Source organism: Meridianimarinicoccus marinus (assembly GCF_040689105.1).
In the GTDB taxonomy this organism is placed as follows: Bacteria; Pseudomonadota; Alphaproteobacteria; order Rhodobacterales; family Rhodobacteraceae; genus Meridianimarinicoccus; species Meridianimarinicoccus marinus.
On the sequence record NZ_JBFBVU010000016.1, the window covers coordinates 1 to 20840 of the forward strand.

Genomic DNA, 20840 nt, shown 5'->3' on the forward strand with positions numbered 1-20840 from the left:
CATCGCAGCCTACAACTTCGCCCGCAGGCTCAAGACCCTCAGCGGGCTTACGCCTTACGAATACATCTGCAAGATCTGGACTTCAGAACCAGATCGATTCACCATCGACCCGATCCACCAAATGCCGGGACTGAACAGGGTGGGGGTACGCGCTCCACAACGCAATCCAGCGTACCCCCAAACATACCCCCATCCTGGGGGTATGTCATCGGATGAGATCGGACGCAGCAGGACATCAAAAAAGAGACGAAGCCCCTTATATAAAGGGGCTTCGTGGATGTCTTTGGCTGATTTTGGATAGTATAGTGGTGCCGCTGAAGGGACTCGAACCCCCGACCCCATCATTACGAATGACGTGCTCTACCAGCTGAGCTACAGCGGCGATGGCGCGGTTGCTATCAGGACTTTCCGACGGGGGAAAGCCCTAGTTTGCAACCTTTTCAGCCTCCTTGACCTCTTCCACTTCGGTGGCCGTCTGGTCGAGAATATCGGCCTCGGGCTCATCAACTTCGGCGGGTTCGGGCTCTTCGGATTTGTCCTCCAGCGCGCCGACGATCAGTGGCAGCATGGCCATTCCAGTACCATCGACCACAGCGCCGCCCTTCTGGGCTTCCTTCCAACTCAACGTGTCGAAGGCATCGCAATTGTCGCAGATTGCGGTCCAGCCGACGTGCACATGGCCGCAATTCTCGCAGACCCATTGCGGCCCGCGCGACGCGGTCAGCGCCTTGGCCAGCCAGGCCTTGACCGTGGTGTCGTCCGAGCCTTCGCCGCGTTCGATCGCCGCCATCAGGGTCAGCGTGCGGGCGTTGGGCATGGTCTCGGGCAGATCTCCCAGGGCCTTGCGCGCTGCCGGGAAGTTCTCAGCGGCGATTTCCAGTTCGGCCAGAAGCATCTTGCTTTCGGGATGGGCCGGTTTGAGCTTCAGCAAGTTGCCGAACCGACTGATCCGGGCCGCCGGGGTTTCGCCCGGTTCGATGGCGGCAAAGGCGGCTGCCAGATCGGGGTGCGGTTCGGTCATCCAGGCCGTCTTGATGACTTTCACGGCGTTGCGCGGCTTGCCCATCGCGGTATAGGCGCGGGCGGCCATGGCGGCGGCGGGCACCAGCGTCGGCGACAGGCGCGCGGCCTCGATCGCCTCGTCATTGGCCATGTCCAGATCACCGGCGGCAATGCGCGCCTCGGCATCGGCCAGCGCCAGCACCGCATCGCGGCGCTTGTGCAGGTCACGCGGAACAGAGCCGTATTTCAGCTTGGCCCCCAGCGTCTTGCGGGCACCCTTCCAGTTGGATTTCTGCGCCTGCAACTGCAACAGCGTGTCCGAGGTTTCCGAGTGACGCGGCTTCAGCACGAAGGCTTTTTCCGCCAGCTTCAGCGCAGTATCGGTGTCGCCCTCGGCCAGTTTCTGCTTCATCAGACCGCGCACGCCGACGAACCGCGTGCGATCGTCGCCCAGCAGCTTCTTGTAGGCTTCCATGGCCTTGGTCTTGTCGCCGGTCATCTCGGCTGCCTGCGCCCGGATCAGGTTGGTCAGGTCGGGACGGCGCAGCAGGCGTTCGGCTTTCGAGGCCTTGCTCACGGCCTCGCTGCCCTCGCCCGCTGCCAGGGCGGTGAAGGCCTCGGCCAGCGCCTTGAAGCCGCGGCGTTCGCGGTTGCGCGAGAAATAGCGGGTGATGGCGGTTTCATCCCCGGCCAGGAACCGCAGGGTGGCAATCAGCAGCCCCAACACCTTCAGGACGATCCAGACGGTCAGCAGCAGCAGCGCGGCGGCCACCAGGGTCTGGACCGGACCGAGGGTGAATTCCCAGTTGGCCACGGCAAGGTGCAGGCCCTCGCCTTCGGTCATCAGAAGTTCCACCCCGAAAATCAGGGCGGCGATGATGGCCACGAAGAGAAGGATCTTGATCAGCGAAATCAGCATGGGGGGCCTCCTCAGTTGGCCAGCAGGGTTGCAGCCAGATCCGACGCGGCAGAGGCCACATCACGGCGCGCTTGCGCCGCCGTGATCCAGTCCGCCAGTTCGGCCTGACCCGCCGGCGGCAACAGTGCCAATTCGGCCAGGGTAGTATCCAGATCTCCGGCGACCAAGGCCGCCTCGGCCCGCGACAGGACCGCATCCGGGTCGTTACCTTCTTTCGGGGTCAGCGACCGGGCACCGGTCTGCGACCTCAGGAAGGCAACAACGCGTCCCGTCGTGTGATCCGCCACGGTTTCACGGATGGACGCGTCCAGCGCCGCGCGCGCCTGTTGCGGAAACGCGCTGCGCAACTGCGCGAGCGATTGCACGCCGTCCTCGGCATGGGCGCTCAGAACCTCGGGCACCTCGGTCAGGTCAGACAGGATCGCCAGAGGGGTCACGTAGGGCGCACCGCGATGGATGGCCCCGTCGAGACTGGCCAGCGCTTCGCGCATGGCGGCGGCATTGGCCTTGGCCTCGGCCGCCGCGGCAGCTTCGGCGGCCTGGGCCTGGGCGGCGGCGGCAACTTCAGCGGCCTGGGCCTGCGCCGTCGCGGCGACCTCGGCGGCCTGCGATTTGGCTTCTTCCTGAAGCGCACGGGCCTGATCGGTGACGGCGGCCATTTCGGCGTTGACCTGTTCGTTCAGCGCCTGTGCTTCTTCCAGTGTCTTTTTCAGCCCGTCCAGCTCGCGCTCATAGGCTTCGAAGGCCGCTTTGGCGGTTTCCGAGCTTTCCTGAAGCGGGCGTTTTTCAACGGCGGTCAGGCGTTCGTTGATCGCCGCCAGCCGGCCATCGAGATCGTTCAGCCCCGATTGCACGCCGGAAATGGCGCCGCTGAGGGAGCTTTCGACATTGCCCACGGTACCGACCACGGCCTCCAGCCGCGAAGCCATGTCGCCGAACTGCCCCTGAAGGGTGGTTGCCACATCGCCAAGCTGGCCCTGAAGCTGCTGGCTGAGCGCCGCGATTTGATCCTCGGCGCCGGTGTCGGCGGGTTTGGACACGGCGTCGGCGATCTCGCCGATCCGGGCTTCCAATGCGCCCATCCGTTCCGATTGGGTCGCCAGCGACTGCGCGGTGCCGTCGTCCTGTGTGCCGAGATAGGTGGCACCACCGAAACCAAGGCCTGCGGCCACCAGCCCGCCCAGAACGGCAGGCAGGAAGCCACCGCCGGATTTTTCTGCGGCCGGTGCCGGCGCGGCGGCGGCGACGGGCGAAGGCTCGGGTGTGGGGTCCTCGACCGGAGCCGTGTCTTCGGCAGCCGATGCCTCGGCCTCGGCCTCGGACAGGTCATCGGCCGTTTCCGTCACCGCAGCTTCGGCCAGTGCATCGGCATCTGCCGCAGGATCGCCCGCGAGCTCCTCGGGCGCGATGCTGTCTTCCCCGGTGGTGTCCTCGGCCTTCGATTCGACGTCGTCCGGGTCGTCGTCGGCCCGCTCCTGATCCTCGGCGGTGTCGGCGGTGTCGTCGCTATCCTCGGTCAGATCCGTGAACTCGGCATCTTCAACCGATTCCCCGGTCTCTTCCGCAGGCTTGGCACCTTCGACGTCATCGGAATCCTGTCCGATTTCGCTTTCCTGAGCGCCATCGAGCTTGTCTTCGATCTCGGGGGTCTGCTCCGGATCGTTTTTCTTGTCCTTGGAACTCAAAACCAAATTCCTTCCCTGTCTCCAGCGTGGAGCATATCCCGCGCACTGGTCACGCTCAAGAAATCATCCCCGCTCCGACAGGTGCTGAATGAGATCCAGCATGGCATCGGCATCGGGGGTGGGCGCAACTTCCATTCGGACGCCACTTTGCACCTGTCCTGCCTCGGCAACAGCAGGGCTGATTGCCGCAAGCCGCAATTCGGCGCGGGCGCGGGACAGATCCGGGGCCAGCAGGCGAGCGCTGCGCGGCGAAAACAGCGGGACCAGCACCGGGTCCGGTCCCTGCAGGCAGGTCCGGGCTTCCTCGGTCAGCGGGCGGGGGTGCTGATCGTAGATCGCCAGATGCGTTGCCGCGATTCCCCGGTCGGCCAGATCGGCCACCAGATCGCGCGCCAGATGCACGCCGCCAAGGTGCAGGACGCGGCCTTCTGGCGGGTGCCGGGCGATCAGGCGCACCAGCCCGCGCGCGTTGCCCGGCCCCTGCAGGGCATCCAAGCCGCAGGCGCGCGCGGCCTCGGCGGTGCGCTCGCCCACGCAAAAGGCCAGAAGCCGACGGCCCCGCACATACCGCGCAAACATCGTGACCGCGTTTTCGGAGGTGAAGGCCAGGGCCCCGACCCCGTCCCAGGTGGCGTCCTGGGCAAGCGTGCGCGCCGCGGGGGTTTCGACAATGTCCAGAACCGGCGCGATCACGATCCGAAACCTGTCGCCCAGCCGCGCGCGCACCTGTGCGGCAAAGCGCGCCGATTGCGCGGCGGGGCGGGTCAAAAGCAGGATCATCGCAGGTCTCCGACGCTGGTGCGGCGGATGCTTGCCGCCTTGCGCCGCCAGTGGTAGCTGGCAGGCATCCCCGACACAACGTCACCGATCGCCCCGCCCATGTCCCCTGCCCCTCTCACCCTGCTCGGTCTGGAAAGCAGCTGCGACGACACCGGTGCCGCAGTGGTGCGGACCCGTGCCGATGGCGGCGGCGAGATCCTGTCCAATGTGGTGATCAGTCAGGACGATCTGCACGCGGCCTTCGGCGGTGTGGTGCCCGAGATCGCCGCCCGCGCCCATGCCGAGAAGATCGACATCGCCGTCGAACAGGCGCTGTCCCGAGCCGGCCTTCGGCTGGATCAGATCGACGCCGTGGCGGTGACGGCGGGACCGGGTCTGATCGGCGGTGTGCTGTCCGGCGTCATGTGCGCGCGCGGGTTGGCAGCCGGGGCGGGTCTGCCGCTGGTGGGGGTGAACCACCTGGCTGGCCATGCGCTGACCCCGCGCCTGACCGACGGGCTGGCGTTCCCCTATCTGATGCTGCTGGTCTCGGGCGGGCATTGCCAGTTCCTGATCGCCCATGGCCCCGACCGGTTCACCCGCCTTGGCGGCACCATCGACGACGCCCCCGGAGAGGCCTTCGACAAGACCGCACGACTTCTGGGCCTGCCGCAACCCGGCGGTCCGGCAGTGGAAGGCGCGGCACGGGACGGCGACGCGCGCCGGTTCGCTTTCCCGCGCCCGCTGCTGAACCGTCCGGGGTGCGACATGTCCTTTTCGGGTCTGAAAACCGCTGTGCTGCGCGCCCGCGACCAGTTGCTTGCGGCGCAGGACGGCCTTTATCCTCAGGACGTCAACGACCTCAGCGCCGGGTTTCAGGCGGCGGTGGCCGATGTCCTGACCGAAAAGACCCGCCGCGCGCTGGCCGCCTATCTGGACCTTCAGCCCCCCGCCCCGACCATCGCCGTCGCCGGGGGCGTTGCCGCAAATGATGCACTTCGCAGCCGCCTGTCGGCGCTGGCCGCCGAGCACGGCATTTCCTTCGTGGCCCCGCCGCTGGCGCTCTGCACCGACAACGCGGCGATGATCGCCTGGGCCGGGCTGGAACGGCTGCGGGCGGGGCTGACCGACGATGCCGCCGTCATCGCCCGCCCACGCTGGCCGCTGGACCCGGATGGACCGGCCCTGCTTGGCGGCGGCCGCAAGGGCCCCAAGGCCTGATCGCGAAAGGCGGCTTGTCCCGCCCCGGTCCGCGCCCTAGCCTGCGCCCGAACCCACCACACGGAGACCCCCATGCTGCACGTGCTCATCTGCCAGGACAAACCCGGCGCCCTGGAAACCCGCAAGGCCAACCGCGAGGCGCATCTGGCCTATCTCAAGGACAGCGGCATCGTCGCCCAGGCCGGGCCGGTGCTGAACGAGGCCGGCGAGATGGCGGGCTCCATCATCGTGCTGAACACCGACAGCCGCGCCGAGGCCGAGGCCTGGGCCGCAGGCGATCCCTACGCCAAGGCCGGTCTATTCGCTTCGGTGCAGATCCAGACCTGGAACAGGGTGATCGGCTGATGGCCTACTGGCTCTTCAAATCCGAACCCTCCACCTGGTCCTGGGAGGATCAGGTGGCCAAGGGCGCGGCGGGCGAGGAATGGGACGGCGTGCGCAACTACCAGGCCCGCAACCACATGCGCGACATGAAGATCGGCGACCGCGGGTTCTTCTACCACTCGCAGAAGGAAAAGGCCGTGGTCGGCATCGTCGAGGTCTGCGCCGAGGCCCATCCCGACAGCACCACCGAGGATGACCGCTGGGACTGCGTCGACATCAAGGCCATCCGCCCCTTCGCCACCCCGGTGACCCTGGCCGATTGCAAGACCAATCCGGCGCTGGAAAACATGGTTCTGCTGAACAACACCCGCCTGTCAGTGCAACCGGTGACCGAGGCCGAATGGCAGGCTGTCTGCAAGATGGGCGACACCGACCCGGACTGACCCTCAAACAGGGGGCGGCTCCCGCCCTCTGTCGATGCAAGGCATCTCCGCCGGTTGGGCCCGGCAGCGCCGTACCGGCGCTGCGCCCGCGCCTGAGTGCCCGGTCGCAAAGCCGGCTCAAGGTCCTGTTTTCTTCTTGGCGAAAATACTCCCGCCGGAGGCAAGAAATCTCGGGCCGCTGCCACACGGCACACACTCAGGCCAGCGCCATCACCCCGTAGGCCACCTGCGCCGCGGTGAAATCCGACACGGCACCCCCGGGCCGGGGCGCCAGTTCCACCACGTCACAGCCGACCAACTGCCGCCCCTTCAGGGCATGGGCAACAAGGTGCAGCGCCTGCCAAAACCCCAATCCTCCAGGCACCGGCGTGCCCGTGTCCGGCATCACGGCCGGGTCCAGCCCATCCACGTCGAAACTGACATAAACCTGCCGCGGAAAGTCTCCCGGCAGATCCACCGCATGCAGCCCGCCAGTGACCAATTCCTCGGCATCTACATGGAACACCCCGAACTTGCGACGATAGTCCGCTTCCTGCGCGCACAGGGCGCGCACCCCGAATTGCGCCAGCGCGATGTTTTCTTCCTCGACCAGCAATTGCATCACCGAGGCGTGGGAGTACCGCTCGCCCTGGTAGGCCACTCTCAGGTCCGCATGGGCGTCGATCTGCACGATGCCCACGGGACCCGCCAGCGCTGCCGCCACGCCGCGCACCGCGCCGTAGCTGAGTGAATGCTCGCCGCCCAGCACCACCGGCACCCGGCCCGCCGCCACCGCAGCCTGCGTGCGGGCGGCTATCCGCGCCATCACATCCGGCAAGGGGCCATCACAGGCCACCGCGGCTTCGGTGAAAATCCCGGCCTCGCAGGGCTCCCCCCCGCGCCACAGGCGCTCCAACTCGACACTGGCCGCCAGCAGGGCCGCCGGGCCACCGGCGGTGCCCGCGCCATAGGACACCGTGCGTTCCAGCGGCACCGGTATCACCCGGAACTTCGCGGTTTCGGGGTCACACTCGGCGGCGCTCAACTCACCATCCAGAAATGGGGTCATGACGGCTCCTCAGCCCAGCCGCATGCGAAAATCGTCATAGCCGAATTCGCGCAGCACATTCAGTTGGTCGGTGTCGGAATTCCACAGGGCAAGCGCCGGCAGCGGCACCCCGTTGAACGTATTGGTCTTCACCATCGAATAATGGGTCTGATCCAGAAAGGCGAAACGTTCGCCCACGGCAAACTCCGTTGCCGGGCGGAAATCGCCGATCACGTCGCCGGCAAGGCAAGACGGCCCGCCGATGCGGATCTCTCCGCCGGTGCCTTCGGGACGTTCGCCCAGCAGATCGGGACGATAGGGCGCTTCCACCACGTCGGGCATATGGCAAGTGGCCGACAGGTCCGAGATTGCCAGCGGCACCTCGTTCTCGGTGCGATCCAGCACCTCGCCCACAAGGATCCCGCTGTGCAGGACCACCGCCTCGCCGGGCTCCAGGAACACCTCGACCCCGTGGTCCTCACGGATCCTGCGGATCAGCGCGATCAGCCCGTCGCGGTCGTAATCCGGCTGGGTGATATGATGGCCGCCGCCGAGGTTGAGCCAAGACAGGGCGTCCAGCCAGGGCCCCACGGTCGGAGCAATCGCCTCCCAGGTGCGAGCCAGCGGCGCGAACCCCTGCTCGCACAGGGTGTGCATGTGCAGCCCGTCGAGGCCCGCCAGATCCTCGGCCCGGATCTGCGACACCGGATGACCCAGCCGCGAACAGGGGGCTGCCGGGTCATAGCGGTCGGTCCAGCCTTCGGAGTGCTGCGGGTTGATGCGCAGGCCGATCTCGACATCCTCGCCGTTCCACCGCGCCTCCTCCACCAGTGGGTGAAAGCGCCGCAACTGGCCCAGAGAGTTGAAGATCACATGGTCCGACAGGGCCAGAACCTCCTGCAGGTCCTCGGGCTTGAACCCGGCACTGAAGGTGGCGACCTGGCCGCCGAACTCCTCGCGCCCCAACCGCGCCTCGTGCAGACCCGAGGCCGCCGTGCCCGCCAGATAACGCGTCACCACCGGCGCCAGCGCCGGCATCGAACAGGCCTTCAGCGCCAGGAATATCTGCGCGCCGGAGGCTTCGGCCACTTCGGCCAGGATCTCGCAGTTGCGCGCCACCTGCGCCTCATCGACCACGAAACAGGGCGAGGGCACCGAGGTCAGGTCAAAACTGGCAAACCGCGCACGGCTGTCGGCGGCGATATCGATGGGGGGCATGGCGCACTCCTGAAAGCAGGGCCGGAATTGGGGTCGATGCGGGGCCCGGAACAGGCCCCTTGGCCTGTGACCGGCGCGGGCGGGGCTCGATGCCCTGCCCGCGCCGCGCGCCGCTTCAGAAGGCGACCGGGCCGTCCAGTTCCTCGACCTGCCACGGCAGCCCTTGCGTGTTCAGCATGTCCATGAAGGCATCCGGGTCCAGCTGCTCCATGTTCCACACCCCCGGCTCACGCCAGATGCCCTTCAGCACCATGGCGGCGCCGATCATCGCCGGCACCCCGGTGGTATAGGCCACGGCCTGACTGCCGACCTCGGCGTAGCATTCCTCGTGGTCGCAGATGTTGTAGATGTAGAAGGTCTTCTCGCCCGACCCATCCGCGGCCTCGCCGGTGGCGATATCGCCGATGCAAGCCTTGCCCTTGGTCAGTTCGCCCAGATCGCTGGGATCGGGCAGCAGAGTCTTGAGGAACTGGATCGGGATGATCTCCTTGCCGTCATGCATCACCGGGTCAATCCGGGTCATGCCGACGTTTTCCAGCACCTTGGCATGGGTGATATAGGCATCGCCGAAGGTCATCCAGAAGCGCGCCCGCTCGATCTCGGGGAAGTGGGTCGACAGGCTCTCCAGTTCCTCGTGATACATCAGGTACATGTTCTTCGGCCCGACGCCGGGAAAGTCGAATTCCACCTTGTGGGTCATCGCCGGGGAAGTCTTCCACTCGCCCCCTTCCCAGTGCCGCGCCTCGGCCAAAACCTCGCGCAGGTTGATCTCGGGGTTGAAATTGGTGGCGAAGGCCTGGCCATTGTCACCGCCGTTGGCGTCCAGCACGTCGATCTGGCGGATGGTCTTCAGCTTGTGCTTGCGCAGCCATGTGGCAAAGACCGAGGTCACCCCCGGATCGAAGCCCGATCCCAGGATCGCGGTCAGCCCGGCTTCGCGGAACTTCTCCTGATAGGCCCATTGCCAGCTGTATTCGAACTTGGCCTCATCCTCGGGCTCGTAATTGGCGGTGTCCAGATAGTTCACTCCGGCCTCAAGGCAGGCATCCATCAGCACCAGATCCTGATAGGGCAGCGCCAGGTTCACCACGATCTCGGCACCGGTCTGGCGGATCAGCGCCACGGTGGCGGCCACATCCATCGCGTCCAGCGCGTGGGTCGTCACCTCGGCGCCGAAGCGCGCTTTCACGCTGGCTGCGATGGCATCGCATTTCGACTTGGTGCGGCTGGCCAGATGGATCGGCCCGAAGATATCGGGGTTCATCGCCATCTTGTGCACGGCGACCGAGCTCACGCCCCCCGCCCCTACAACCAGAACATTGCCCATTCGCTTGTCTCCCTCATCCTGGGTCTGCCCCGCTGTCGTCGGACCCGCGGGGCGATCGTGCGTTCGTGTCGGCTTATTCGAAATAGGTATAGCCCGACAGGCTGTCCTTGTAGGCCGAAATCAGGGTGCGGCGCTCTTGCGAGGTCACGTCGCGCTTGGCCACCGCCTGATCGACGCGCTTGCGGAAGGCTGCAAGACAGTCCTGCGGATCGTATTCGACGTAGGACAGCACCTCGGCGATGCTGTCGCCCTCGACCTCATGCTCCACCGTGAAGCCGCCCTCGCCGTCCAGCGCGATGGTCACCACATTGGCATCGCCAAAGAGGTTGTGCAGATCGCCGAGGGTTTCCTGATAGGCGCCCACGAAGAACACACCGATCAGATAGTCCTCGCCGTCGCGAAGATCATGCACCGGCAGCGCCTTGTGCATGCCGTCGCCAAGGACAAAGCGCTTGATCTTGCCATCGCTGTCGCAGGTGATGTCGGTCAGCACCGCGCGCCGGGTCGGGGCCTCGTTCAGCCGCTGCAACGGGATCACCGGGTGGATCTGGTCGATGGCCCAGACATCCGGCAGCGACTGGAACATCGAGAAATTGCAGTGGTAATAGTCGACGTAGTTTTCCAGCTGGTCGCGCAACTCGCTGGCACCCTCCTGCGCGCGCTCGACCTCGCTGATCCGCGACAGGGTATACAGGAAAGTGCGTTCGGCCCGGCCCATCTGGCGCAGGTCCAACACGCCGCGCCGGAACAGGGCGCGCAATTCGTCCCGGTAGTAGACCGCGTCGTTGAAACACTCCTGCACCCGGTTGCCATCCAGATAGCTTTCGATTGCCATCATGTCGGTCAGCAGGTGATGATCGCCGTCGCGGGCGACGGGCTTGTCGGGCACATCGTACAGGGTGGCGTCCAGCACGTCGAAGATCAGCATCGACGACAGGGCCACCACGAAGCGGCCCGATTCTGTGACGATGGTCGGATGCGCCTCGCCCGCGTCATCCATGGCATGGGCCACGGTCTCGACCACCGCGAAACAGTATTCCTCGACCGAGTAATTCACCGAGTTCTCGGTGGGCCGCTTTTCGCCGGTGTAGTCGATGCCGAGCCCGCCGCCCAGATCCATATAGGTCAGCGGCGCGCCCAGACGGCGCAATTCGGTGAAGAAGCGGCAGGCTTCGGTGGCGGTGCGGCGCACGTCGATGACATTGGGCACCTGGCTGCCCAGATGGCTGTGCTGCAGCACCAGGCAATCCATCAGCCCGCTGTCTTCCAGCCGGTCGATGAGCTGCACCAGCTCATAGGTGCCCAGACCGAAGATCGACCGGTCGCCGGAACTGGCTTCCCATTTGCCGCCCACCGACTGGGTCAGCTTCACCCGCACGCCCAGCAGCGGCTTGGTGTCCAGTTCCTCGGCCACGCGGCGGACGATTTCGAATTCGTTGAGGCTTTCCAGCACAATCACCGTGCGGAAGCCCAGCTTGCGCGACAGGATCGCCAGCCGGATGAATTCGTCATCCTTGGTGCCATTGCAGATGATCAGGCTTTCTTCGGCCAGCGGCTGCGCCAGCGCGACGATCAACTCGGGTTTCGAGCCGGCTTCCAGACCATAGCCGCGCGCCCTTCCAACTTCGACGATGCGGCTGACGACCTCGTGCTGCTGGTTGACCTTGATCGGAAAGACGCCGCGATAGGCGCCCTTGTAGCCGACCTCGGCCATGGTCGCGTCGAAGGCATCGCACAGGCGGTTCAGCCCGTAGTCCAGAAACGACTGCACGCGCAACTGGATCGGGGTGCCGATGCCGCGGGCGCGCAGATCCTCGACGATCATCGGCAGCGCCACGGGCGGGCTGCCCGGCGCCAGCGGATCCCGCAGCCCGACATTGCCGTCGGGCAGGACCGTCACAAGGTCATGTCCCCACGCGTCGATTCCATAGTCGATGTCCTGCACTGCGCCCACCTGACTTGCTCCAAAAATCCCCGGCACTGTCCGGGAAGCGCCTTGTGGGTGCAACCCCCGTACGATGCAAGCTTGAAAACATGTCTGCCGCTTCGGCGCCCATCCCTGCGTCAACCTGCGCCTGTCGGCCCGCGCAAATACCGGAATATCTTTCATCGGAAGGGGTTTATTGTTTGCAGCTTGTGTCGGCGGGCCACTACCCTGACCGCAACGACATCGCGTGCAGTATTTGGTCAAGGGATCGGTCATCGTGCCCCAGATTTGTGTGAAATCCGTCCGCACCGCCGCCCTCGGGGCGCTGGTGGCCGCCACTTCGGCCCTTGCCGCCACCCCGGCGGTCGCCGCCGTGGCTGGCCTGTCCCATCCCCTTGTCTGGCCGATCCTGCCGATTGTTCTGACCGGGCTGATCTGCGGGGTCGTGGCGCTGCGCGGGTACCGCGATTTCGCAGCGCTGGCCGGCGTGTTCCTGCTGGGCTCCATGGGCCAGTGGATGCTGGTGCAGGATCCGTATTTCCCGGCGCTGAAGCTGACGCCCCTGTCGCTGCGGGTCGGCCTGGGTCTGGCGGCGCTGGCGCTTCAGGCGGGCGTTACTGTCTGGGTGCTGCTGCCCGACATCCGGGTCGGCCTGTTGCGGCGGATCGGCTGGGGCGGCGGGCTGCGGCTGGTGGTGGTGCTGGGATTGCTGGGGCTGTTCGCGGTCTCTCCCACGCTCTACGTCGCCTATGGCTATCTGCCCAGCTATGCGGTGCAGATCGTACTGTGGGGCGGGCTGGTCGGATTGCACCTGCTGACGCTGGGCGGGCTGTTGCTGGTGCCGGGGCCGGATCTTGGCCTGCGGCTACCGGGCTGGATTTACGCGGCGCTGGCGGTGGCGGGCAGTCTGGCGGTGGGCGTTCTGGCGATGCAGGCGATCCCGCATGTGGGCGACGAGGTGCCTTATATCCTGCAGGCCAAGCTGTACCTGCAAGGCGCGCTGACCGCCCCGGCCCCGCCCGAGGCCCTGCGGCCCGGTCTGGAATACTACCTGCTCGACATCGTGGACGGACGCTGGATCCCGACCACCGCGCCGGGCTGGCCGATCCTGCTGGCGCTGGGGTTTGCCGCCGGGATGCCGTGGCTGATCAACCCGCTGCTGACCGGGGCGACGGTGCTTCTGGCCCGCAGCTTTGCCCTGCGCAGCAGCGGCGCGGTGGCGCAGGCCAATCTGGTGGCGCTGCTGATGGCGGTCTCGCCCTGGGTGCTGGCGGTCGGCGGATCCTACATGACCCATTCGACAGCGGTGTTCATGGCGGTGCTGGCGTGGTGGTGCCTCAGCCGTGGCGGCTTTCTGCGCCACGGCGAAGCGCGCCCGTTGTCGGTGGGTTGGGCCGTTGCCGGGGGCCTCGCCATGGGCTGGCTGTTCGCGACGCGGCAGTTCGAAGGCGTGCTGATCGGCGTGCTGACCGGGCTGGCCCTAGTGGCGCATCGGCCCTTCGGCTGGCGTCCGATCCTTGGCTATGCCCTGGGCTGCATCGCCACCGGCGCGATCTACCTGATTGCCAATTTCGCGATCACCGGCAATCCGCTGGTGGCCCCGCTGGCCGCCTATCTTGAGGGCTACTGGCCCGACACCCGCAATGCCTTTGGCTTCGGCCCCGACCTTGGCCCGCCCGCGAAAAGCTGGGGCGCGCTGGATTTCCGCCCCGGACACAGCCCGTTCGAGGGCGCCATCAACACCGCCAACGGGCTGGCATCGCTGAACCGCGAGGCGCTGGGATGGGCGACGGGCTCGTTCCTGGCGGCGGGGCTGGCGCTGACCTTTGGCAATTGGCGGCGGATCACCCGGTTCGACCTGTTTCTGGGGCTGGTGCTGCTGGGCACCATCGGCGGCATGTTCTTCTACTGGTTCACCGGCACTTTCTTCGTCGGTCCGCGCTATTGGTACATCGCCTGCCTGCCGGTGTTCTGGATAAGCGCCTGCGGGCTGACCGCCTTTACCGCCCGCGTGCCCGAAGAAACCGCGAAACGCGCTGGCAGCGTGATTTGGCTGCTGTGCCTCAGCGCCCTGGTGGTCTTTCTGCCGTGGCGCGGGGCCGAGAAATACCATCAGTACCGCGAGAATTACGCGGGGCTTGAGGCCCTGCACGAAGCGGACCGCTTTGGACATGACCTGGTGTTCGTCACCACCGAGGGCGACATCGGCCCGGCGCTGGTTCTGAACGATCCGATGCTGCCCCCCGGCAAGCCGATTTACCTGAAAGACATGGGAGCAGCGCAGAATGCGGCGGCGGCCGCGGCCCTGCCCGATCGCGGGGTGCGCCATGTGACCCTGTCTTCGGACGGGGCGGGGGAACACCCGCCCGGCGGGAACTGAAAGGAAATTCGGCGTGAATAATTCATGCGTTCACCCGGCCTTTCCCTTCGCGCTGCAGGATTGGTCGCATGCCAATCCCCCTCGGAACAAGGAGACCGCCAATGGCGCGCATGCCTGATTTTCTGATCATCGGCGCCGCGCGCGCCGGTACCACGGCCCTGTATGAATACCTGCGGCAGGCGCCGGATGTGTTCATGCCCGACGGCAAGGAGCCGAACTTTTTCTGCTACGAGGGGCTGAAGCTGGACTGTCAGGGACCGGGCGCCGATTTCATCAACAATTCGATCACCGATCTGGCCCGCTATCAGGCCCTGTTCGATCCGGCCCCCGAGGGCGCGATCCTGGGCGAGGCGTCTCCGCTGTACCTGTACGAACCCCGCTCGGCGGAACGCATCCACCATCACGTGCCCGGCGCGCGGCTTGTGGTGATCCTGCGCAATCCCATCGAACAGGCGTTTTCGCATTTCATGCGCGCCCAGAAGCTGCGGATCGAACCGCTGACCGATTTCACCGAGGCGCTGAAGGCCGAGGACGACCGCCGCGCCAAGGGCTGGCAGCCGATGTTCGGCTATTCCAGCTTCCCACGCTACGGCGAACAACTGGCGCGCTTCCTGGCCCTGTTCCCCCGTGACCAGATCCTTGTGCGCCGCTACGAGGATTTCGACGCCGATCCCGTCGCCATGGTGGCCGAGGTTCAGACCTTCATCGGCGCCGACACCGCGCACCGGCCCGATGTCGGCAAGCGGCACAATGCCGGGGGCGTGCCCCGCAACGCGGCGTTTCAGGATTTCCTGATGAAGCCCAATCCGATCACCGGAACGCTGGGCGCGGTGCTGCCGCGCCGCCTGCGCTGGCAGGTGCGCGACTGGATCGCCGGGTTCAACTTGCGTGACCAGCGCCCCGCGATCACCCCGGAGGCCCGCGCAATTCTGGTGAGTCGCCTGCAGGACGACGTGGCCCAACTGGGCGAATTGCTGGGCGAGGATTTCTCGGGATGGCTGCGCGGGTGAGTCCGCCGACACACACAAGGCCCGATTCGGCCCGCAACCGTGTCGCCGGTCACGCAGACAAGTCCAGAAAACCAACTGGTTGGAGGGTGATTCTGGTGTATCACTCCATTAACGAGGCCACGGTAACTAGTACCCTGTGGCGCCAGCGATCGTCAGAATCGGATGCGGTGCGCGGATTGCACCGTGCCGCGAAGGACAGGGGCCGTACCGACCGGACATTGTAACCATGGCGACCAAACAAAGATTTTCCAAAGGCGTCGCCTGGATGGCCGTGGGCAACTGGTCGGAACAGTTGGTCAATTTCCTTGTGTTCATGCTGTTGTCGCGCCTGCTGGGGGCCGAGTCCTTCGGCCTGTTGACCATGGCCATCGTGCCGGTCCTTCTGGGCGAAGGTCTGGTGCGCGAAACCTTGTCGGAATACGTCTTTTCGGCCCGTGACATCACGGATTCGGACATCAACACGGTGTTCTGGGCGCTGGCGGCCTTTGGCGGGCTGTTGTCACTGATCCTGTTTTTTGGCGGGCCGCTGGTTGCGGCCTTCTATGGCATCAAGCAGGTCCAGTACCTGATGTGGGCCGCGGTGCCGATCGTCTTCACCACAGCGATCACCGCGGTGCCGGTGGCCCTGCTGCGCCGCCAGATGCGCCTGCGCCCACTGGCCATCCGGGCGGTTGCCGGGGTTGTCAGCGGCGGCATCGTCGGGCTGGGACTGGCGCTGACGGGATTCGGGGTCTGGGCGCTGATCTTTCAGCGCATCGCCCTGAACCTGACCAACGTGGTGCTGGCCTGGCGCGCGGTGGACTGGCGCCCCAGCCTGCAATTCGATCCCCGGCGCCTGCGGATGCTGACCTCTTTCGGCTCGCATGTGATCGGAATGCGCGGGGCCGAGATGGCCAATATACAGATGCCCTCGATCGTCATCGGGGCGACCCTGGGGCCGGCCAGCCTGGGCTATTACACGATCGCCTGGCGGCTGGTCGAGATCTGCTCGTTCCTCATCGTCACGCCGCTGCGCATGGCGGCGCTGCCCTCGTTCACCGCGCAGCGCAGCATCGGCAATACCGCCGGAGAGTTGCTGCTGGATATCCTGCGCGTCGCCAGTTTCGTGGCCCTGCCGGCCTTTTTCGGGCTGGCCTTCGTCTCGGAACAGGTGGTGGTGTTGTTTGGCGGTGCGAAATGGCTGCCCGCAGCGCCTGTTCTGTCGATCCTAGCGTTCTACGGGTTTTTCCTGTGCATCTCGAAGATTGAAGAGGCGTTTGCCTTCGCCTTCGGCCATGTGCGGGAACTGGCGTTCCTGGCCAATGCGGCGCTGATCTCGGGCACGCTGGCCCTTGTCGCGCTGAGCGGGCAAAAGCTGGAATGGATGGTGATCGCCTATGTGGCGACCGCCTATCTGCTGTCGCCGCTGCGCTGGTGGTTGATCGGACGCCATGCCAACCTGTCCATCCCGCGCCTGATGCGCCCGCATTTCGCAACGCTGGTCGGGGGTCTGGTCATGGTGGCGGGGCTGTGGGTGATTGATCCTTACCTGCTGGGAATTCCGGCCTTTCCGACGCTGGTGATCAAGGCCGTGGTCGGCATCGGCCTTTACGCCGGTGTCGCGATGATCACCATGCGCCGGCGGCTGGCGATGACCCAAAGCTACCTCAGCGGCCTGTTCCGACCTGCCGCGCCCGCTGCTGCGCCCAAAACTCAGGACACGCCCTCATGAGAAGCCTCGACATCCTGATGTTCACCACTTTCTATCCGCCCTATTCCTTCGGCGGCGATGCCATCGGCACCCAGCGGATGGCACAGGCGCTGGTGGAACGCGGCCATCGGGTGACGGTGGTGCATGACGAAGACTCCTTCCTGATCCTGGGCGGCAAGCCCCCGGCGGGCGATCCGCCCGACGACGGGGTCATCCGCATCGGCTTGCGCAGCCGCTCGGGCCTCGCGTCGAACCTGCTGACCCAGCAGACCGGCCGCCCGGTGGTGCACGCCGCCCGCCTGCGCGAGATCACGGCGGAACGGGACTATGACATCACCTGGTACAACAACGTCTCGCTGGTGGGCGGGCCGGGCATTCTGGACTATGGCAGCGGCCTGAAACTCTATGAGGCACATGAACATTGGCTGGTCTGCCCCTCGCATGTGCTGTGGCGCTATAATCGAGAGCTTTGCGACAAGAAGGACTGCCTGCGCTGCGTGCTCAGCTTCAAGCGCCCGCCGCAGATGTGGCGCTATACCGGCTATCTTGACCGGCAGATGGACAAGGCCGATCTGATCGTCGCGAAAAGCGCGTTCAGCCGCCGCAAGCATCGCGACTTCGGCCTGCGGCGAGAGATGCAGGTGCTGCCCTATTTCCTGCCCGATCTCGACCATCAGGCCACCGAACCCTTCACCGGGCACCCCCGCCCCTATTTCCTGTTCGTCGGACGGCTGGAGAAGATCAAGGGCCTGCAGGACGTGTTCCCGGCGATGGACAGATATCCCGATGCCGACCTGCTGATCCTGGGCGACGGCGACTATGCCCCGGCCCTGAAGGACCTGGCAAAGGACAACCCGCGCATCCGCTTCCTGGGCCGCAAGTCCCCGGATGAACTGGCGGCCTATTACCGGGGGGCGCTGGGGCTGATCGTGCCCTCGGTCTGCTATGAGACCTTTGGCATCATCCTGATCGAGAGCTTCCGGCTGGGCACCCCGGTCATCGCGCGCCGCCTGGGCCCCTTCCCCGAGATTGTCGAACATGCCGGCGCCGGCACCCTGTTCGAGACCGAAGACGAGCTGATCTCGGCCATGACCACCCTGCAAGGCAGCGCGCCGGAGCGGGCGGCCCTGTCCGCCGCCGCCCGGCAGGCCTTCGAAACCACATGGCGCGAGGATCGGGTTCTTGCGCAATACGGCGCAGCGCTGGCGCGGGCGGCGCATCGCGCGGGCAAGACCGAGCTGGCGCAGGTGCTGGACGCCGGGGCCTTCGAAAACGGTGCCAGCTACGCGGGCGCTTCGGTGGCAATGCGATAGGCGTTGGCCATCACCGGCAGGGTGATGGTGGTGGCGGCAATCGCCGGCAGGACCGAGGCATCGACCACATGCAGACGCGATGCCCCCGCCGGCCGGCCAAGCCGGTCCGACCGGCGTGCGTCGGGTATTTCGGACATGGGCAGGCTTGCGCCGACGTGAAAGCTGGAGCCCGGCGCGCCCAACCTGGTGGCGAAGGGCAACCCGGCCAATCCTAGGTACCGCAGCCCCCTGGCCAGCTTGCGCCCTGCAGATTGCAGGCGGGCATGGGTGTCCTCGGGCAGGCGCACCTGCGCCTGCAACCGGCCATCGGCAGCCCGCCGCAGCGTGATGCGGGCGCAATGATCCGAATGCAGGAACAGTTGTGTCACGATCAGCCGCCGCGCCAGCACCGGCCAGACCGGCGCGATGAACGGCAGCTTGGCGCCATAGGTCTGCCCCAGATCGCGGGCGTAGAAATCGTTCCACGTGTAGACCTGCCCGTGCACCAAGTGCGGCGAGATCGCCTCGTCGGACATTTCCACGAACATCTGCGGCAGCGTGTGATGCGGCAGCCGGTCGGGCCGCCGCCGGTTGGGTCGGATCTGCAAGGCGGGCAGGAACCCGTGCTGGCTTTCGCGTAGGGTCAGGCTGTCGGCGTCGAATCCGTTGGACGCCAGCAGGATCCTTGCGGTTTCCAGCACCCCGGCTGCCAGAAACACCCGGTCGCCGGTCACCCGGCGGCCGTCCGACAGGTGAACCTCGACGCCGGTGTCGGTCTCGCCGATGGCGCGCACGATCTGTCCGGGGCGATGGTCCAGCCGGGGATCGCCCAGCATGTCGCGCAGCGTGTCCGCCGCCGACCACATGGCCCCGGTGGGACAGCCATGCAGGCACATTCCGCAGTGGCGGCAATCGTCGCGCACCGCCTGCCGCGCCGCCCCGATCCGAAGCCCCTGCGCCGCCAGTTTGTCGGCGCGTGTCACCGCTCGCGCCAGCAGCACCTGCGCTTGCGGCGAGGGCGTCAACAGCGACGGTGCCTCGGGCAGCCCATCAGGCAGAAGATCGGCCAGCGCATCGCGGCGCGCCGACACCGGCAGGAACCCCAGCACCGCGCGGTAATGCGGCGCCAGATCCTGCGCCGTGATCGGCCAGCCTGCCATGTCGCGCGCCGCATAGGGCAGCACCGCTGTACCCCAGAGGTTCGACAGCCCGCCCACCGCACGCGACGCACGCAGGGCAACCGGCCCGGCCTCGGCAAAGGTTACCGCCGCAGGCTCCATCGCGAAATCCGAGCTGAACTTGCGGATCTGGCCGGGAGAGGCATTGTATTGGCCGGCCTTGTAGCGCGCGACATCCGATGCCTCCCAGGCCGCCGGAACGGTCCCTGCCAGCGCATCGCGCGGGGCCGCATGCTCCGGCTCCAACGTCTTGCCGCCGTCCAGCAGGATCACCGCGCGCCCCAGCGCCAGCCGCGCCTTGACGGCGGCAATGCCCGAGGGGCCGGACCCGATGACGATATCGGCCACGGGGAAGCCCCTAGTCGGCCATCTGGGCGCGTTTCTCGGCGATGATGTCGTCGATGATTTCGGACAGGGGCCGCTCGGGCCGGAAGCCGGTGACCTCTTTCAGGCGCGAAACGTCCGGCAAGCGACGGTTCATGTCCTCGAACCCCTCGGGATAGACCGTGTCATAGGCGACCAACTCGATCGGCGAGGTTGATCCGGTGGCGGCGATCACCTGCTCGGCCAGCGCCTTGATCGACACTTCCTCGTCATTGGCGATGTTGAACACCCGGCCCTGCGCCTCGGGGGTTTCCATCAGCCGCATCAGCGCCTCGATCACGTCTTTCACATGGCCGAAGCAGCGGGTCTGCTCGCCGGTGCCATGCACCTTCAGCGGACGGCCTTCCAGCGCGGCCTGCACGAAATTGGGCAGCACCATGCCATAGCGCCCGGTCTGGCGCGGCCCGGTGGTGTTGAAGAACCGCAGCACCACGACCGGCAGATCCTTCTCGCGGGCATAGGCCAACGCCAGGAATTCATCCAGCATCTTGGCGCAGGCATAGGACCAGCGCAGGTTCCTGGTCGCCCCCAGCGTCAGGTCGTCGTCTTCCGAGAAGGGGAACTTGCGGGCTTTGCCGTAGACTTCCGAGGTCGAGGCAACATAGACCGGCGTCTTGTCGGCCAGAGCGGCAGTCAACACGTTCTCGGTGCCGTTGATGTTGGTCAGGATCGAGCGGCTCGGCTCCTCCATGATCAGCTTGACGCCCACGGCGGCGGCCAGATGGAAGACCAGATCGGCGGCGGCCACCATCCGTTCGACCAGATCGCGATCCAGAATGCTGCCCTCGGTGAAGGTCACCTTGCCGCTGGCCATCGCGCCCGACAGGTTCTCAAGCCGCCCGGTGGACAGATCGTCCAGCACATCGATGCTGTGCCCCTCGGCCACCAGCCGGTCTGCCAGATGCGAGCCGATGAACCCTGCGCCGCCCGTGATCAATACCTTCATGTCACCTGAAACCCTTCAAATCGCCGTTGCGTCAAGGTCTAGCACCCTGTTTGCCCCGTGGCCAAGGATGCGTCGTCGCAATCGGGCGGGTTGGTGAATCCGCGGGCG

At 66.2% G+C, this 20840-nt stretch carries 16 protein-coding genes, 1 tRNA gene and 1 pseudogene; 8 read left to right on the top strand and 10 right to left on the bottom strand.

The annotated features are described in order from the left end of the window. Window positions 1-136 (top strand): annotated as a pseudogene (locus AB0T83_RS12890) (IS481 family transposase); the annotation flags it as partial. Between the two features lie 170 nt (window positions 137-306). On the opposite strand, the gene AB0T83_RS12895 reads toward AB0T83_RS12890, so the two are convergent. The 4 genes from AB0T83_RS12895 to AB0T83_RS12910 all read right to left on the bottom strand — a co-directional run bounded on the left by AB0T83_RS12895 (window position 307) and on the right by AB0T83_RS12910 (window position 4386). Then, window positions 307-382: transfer RNA gene (locus tag AB0T83_RS12895), tRNA-Thr, on the bottom strand. Between the two features lie 42 nt (window positions 383-424). Continuing rightward, a complete protein-coding gene (locus AB0T83_RS12900) occupies window positions 425-1921 on the bottom strand; it encodes a heme biosynthesis protein HemY (protein ID WP_366193547.1) in 1497 nt (498 codons plus the stop codon). Window positions 1922-1932: 11 nt separating this feature from the next. After that, the gene (locus tag AB0T83_RS12905) at window positions 1933-3606 is read right to left on the bottom strand and encodes a COG4223 family protein (protein ID WP_366193548.1); all 1674 of its coding nucleotides are present in this window, start codon (window positions 3604-3606) and stop codon (window positions 1933-1935) included. Window positions 3607-3669: 63 nt separating this feature from the next. Beyond that, window positions 3670-4386, bottom strand: coding sequence for a uroporphyrinogen-III synthase (locus AB0T83_RS12910; protein ID WP_366193549.1), 717 nt, complete (start codon window positions 4384-4386; stop codon window positions 3670-3672). Window positions 4387-4485: 99 nt separating this feature from the next. On the opposite strand from AB0T83_RS12910, the gene tsaD reads away from it, so the two are divergent. From tsaD to AB0T83_RS12925, 3 genes are all read left to right on the top strand, one after another. Next, entirely contained in the window at window positions 4486-5586 is a 1101-nt protein-coding gene (gene tsaD, locus AB0T83_RS12915) for a tRNA (adenosine(37)-N6)-threonylcarbamoyltransferase complex transferase subunit TsaD (RefSeq protein WP_366193550.1), read from the top strand. Window positions 5587-5658: 72 nt separating this feature from the next. Next, window positions 5659-5931 carry a YciI family protein gene (locus tag AB0T83_RS12920; protein ID WP_366193551.1) on the top strand — a complete coding sequence of 91 codons (273 nt, stop codon included), beginning with the start codon at window positions 5659-5661 and terminating at the stop codon, window positions 5929-5931. Continuing rightward, window positions 5931-6353: an EVE domain-containing protein gene (locus AB0T83_RS12925; protein ID WP_366193552.1), complete on the top strand. Its 423-nt coding sequence runs from the start codon at window positions 5931-5933 to the stop codon at window positions 6351-6353. Before AB0T83_RS12920 ends, AB0T83_RS12925 begins: the two co-directional genes overlap by 1 nt. 196 nt (window positions 6354-6549) lie before the next feature. On the opposite strand, the gene speB is transcribed toward AB0T83_RS12925, so the two are convergent. The 4 genes from speB to speA form a co-directional block, all read right to left on the bottom strand. Beyond that, window positions 6550-7401, bottom strand: a complete 852-nt coding sequence (gene speB / locus AB0T83_RS12930; RefSeq protein WP_366193553.1) for an agmatinase — start codon at window positions 7399-7401, stop codon at window positions 6550-6552. A 9-nt stretch (window positions 7402-7410) separates the two neighbouring features. Beyond that, window positions 7411-8598 (bottom strand): carboxynorspermidine decarboxylase, encoded by a 1188-nt coding sequence (locus AB0T83_RS12935; RefSeq protein ID WP_366193554.1) that lies wholly within the window; start codon window positions 8596-8598, stop codon window positions 7411-7413. 115 nt (window positions 8599-8713) lie between these two features. Next, window positions 8714-9925: a saccharopine dehydrogenase family protein gene (locus AB0T83_RS12940; protein WP_366193555.1), complete on the bottom strand. Its 1212-nt coding sequence runs from the start codon at window positions 9923-9925 to the stop codon at window positions 8714-8716. Between the two features lie 73 nt (window positions 9926-9998). After that, window positions 9999-11879, bottom strand: coding sequence for a biosynthetic arginine decarboxylase (speA, locus tag AB0T83_RS12945; protein ID WP_366193556.1), 1881 nt, complete (start codon window positions 11877-11879; stop codon window positions 9999-10001). A gap of 220 nt (window positions 11880-12099) precedes the next feature. Between speA and AB0T83_RS12950 the strand changes: the two genes are divergently transcribed. The 4 genes from AB0T83_RS12950 to AB0T83_RS12965 all read left to right on the top strand — a co-directional run bounded on the left by AB0T83_RS12950 (window position 12100) and on the right by AB0T83_RS12965 (window position 18245). Next, complete coding sequence (locus AB0T83_RS12950; RefSeq protein ID WP_366193557.1) at window positions 12100-14232, top strand: hypothetical protein; 2133 nt, start codon at window positions 12100-12102, stop codon at window positions 14230-14232. A gap of 101 nt (window positions 14233-14333) precedes the next feature. Further along, window positions 14334-15242 (top strand): sulfotransferase family protein, encoded by a 909-nt coding sequence (locus AB0T83_RS12955; protein WP_366193559.1) that lies wholly within the window; start codon window positions 14334-14336, stop codon window positions 15240-15242. A 226-nt stretch (window positions 15243-15468) separates the two neighbouring features. Continuing rightward, window positions 15469-16953 (top strand): lipopolysaccharide biosynthesis protein, encoded by a 1485-nt coding sequence (locus AB0T83_RS12960; protein ID WP_366193560.1) that lies wholly within the window; start codon window positions 15469-15471, stop codon window positions 16951-16953. Continuing rightward, window positions 16950-18245 (top strand): glycosyltransferase family 4 protein, encoded by a 1296-nt coding sequence (locus tag AB0T83_RS12965; RefSeq protein ID WP_366193561.1) that lies wholly within the window; start codon window positions 16950-16952, stop codon window positions 18243-18245. The genes AB0T83_RS12960 and AB0T83_RS12965 overlap by 4 nt, the downstream gene beginning before the upstream one ends. On the opposite strand, the gene AB0T83_RS12970 is transcribed toward AB0T83_RS12965, so the two are convergent. Continuing rightward, window positions 18215-19750, bottom strand: a complete 1536-nt coding sequence (locus tag AB0T83_RS12970) for a GMC oxidoreductase (protein WP_366193562.1) — start codon at window positions 19748-19750, stop codon at window positions 18215-18217. The genes AB0T83_RS12965 and AB0T83_RS12970 overlap by 31 nt on opposite strands. Window positions 19751-19760: 10 nt before the next feature. Then, window positions 19761-20732, bottom strand: a complete 972-nt coding sequence (locus tag AB0T83_RS12975) for an NAD-dependent epimerase/dehydratase family protein (protein WP_366193563.1) — start codon at window positions 20730-20732, stop codon at window positions 19761-19763. Window positions 20733-20840 lie beyond the last annotated feature (108 nt).

Excerpts from the sequence above, each read along its gene's own strand:
- AB0T83_RS12955 (WP_366193559.1), top strand. The coding sequence starts at position 14,334 with ATGGCGCGCATGCCTGATTTTCTGATCATCGGCGCCGCGCGCGCCGGT.
- AB0T83_RS12910 (WP_366193549.1), bottom strand. The coding sequence starts at position 4,386 with ATGATCCTGCTTTTGACCCGCCCCGCCGCGCAATCGGCGCGCTTTGCC.
- AB0T83_RS12920 (WP_366193551.1), top strand. The coding sequence starts at position 5,659 with ATGCTGCACGTGCTCATCTGCCAGGACAAACCCGGCGCCCTGGAAACC.
- AB0T83_RS12935 (WP_366193554.1), bottom strand. The coding sequence starts at position 8,598 with ATGCCCCCCATCGATATCGCCGCCGACAGCCGTGCGCGGTTTGCCAGT.
- tsaD (WP_366193550.1), top strand. The coding sequence starts at position 4,486 with ATGTCCCCTGCCCCTCTCACCCTGCTCGGTCTGGAAAGCAGCTGCGAC.
- speB (WP_366193553.1), bottom strand. The coding sequence starts at position 7,401 with ATGACCCCATTTCTGGATGGTGAGTTGAGCGCCGCCGAGTGTGACCCC.
- AB0T83_RS12925 (WP_366193552.1), top strand. The coding sequence starts at position 5,931 with ATGGCCTACTGGCTCTTCAAATCCGAACCCTCCACCTGGTCCTGGGAG.
- AB0T83_RS12960 (WP_366193560.1), top strand. The coding sequence starts at position 15,469 with ATGGCGACCAAACAAAGATTTTCCAAAGGCGTCGCCTGGATGGCCGTG.
- AB0T83_RS12940 (WP_366193555.1), bottom strand. The coding sequence starts at position 9,925 with ATGGGCAATGTTCTGGTTGTAGGGGCGGGGGGCGTGAGCTCGGTCGCC.
- AB0T83_RS12965 (WP_366193561.1), top strand. The coding sequence starts at position 16,950 with ATGAGAAGCCTCGACATCCTGATGTTCACCACTTTCTATCCGCCCTAT.
- AB0T83_RS12975 (WP_366193563.1), bottom strand. The coding sequence starts at position 20,732 with ATGAAGGTATTGATCACGGGCGGCGCAGGGTTCATCGGCTCGCATCTG.
- AB0T83_RS12900 (WP_366193547.1), bottom strand. The coding sequence starts at position 1,921 with ATGCTGATTTCGCTGATCAAGATCCTTCTCTTCGTGGCCATCATCGCC.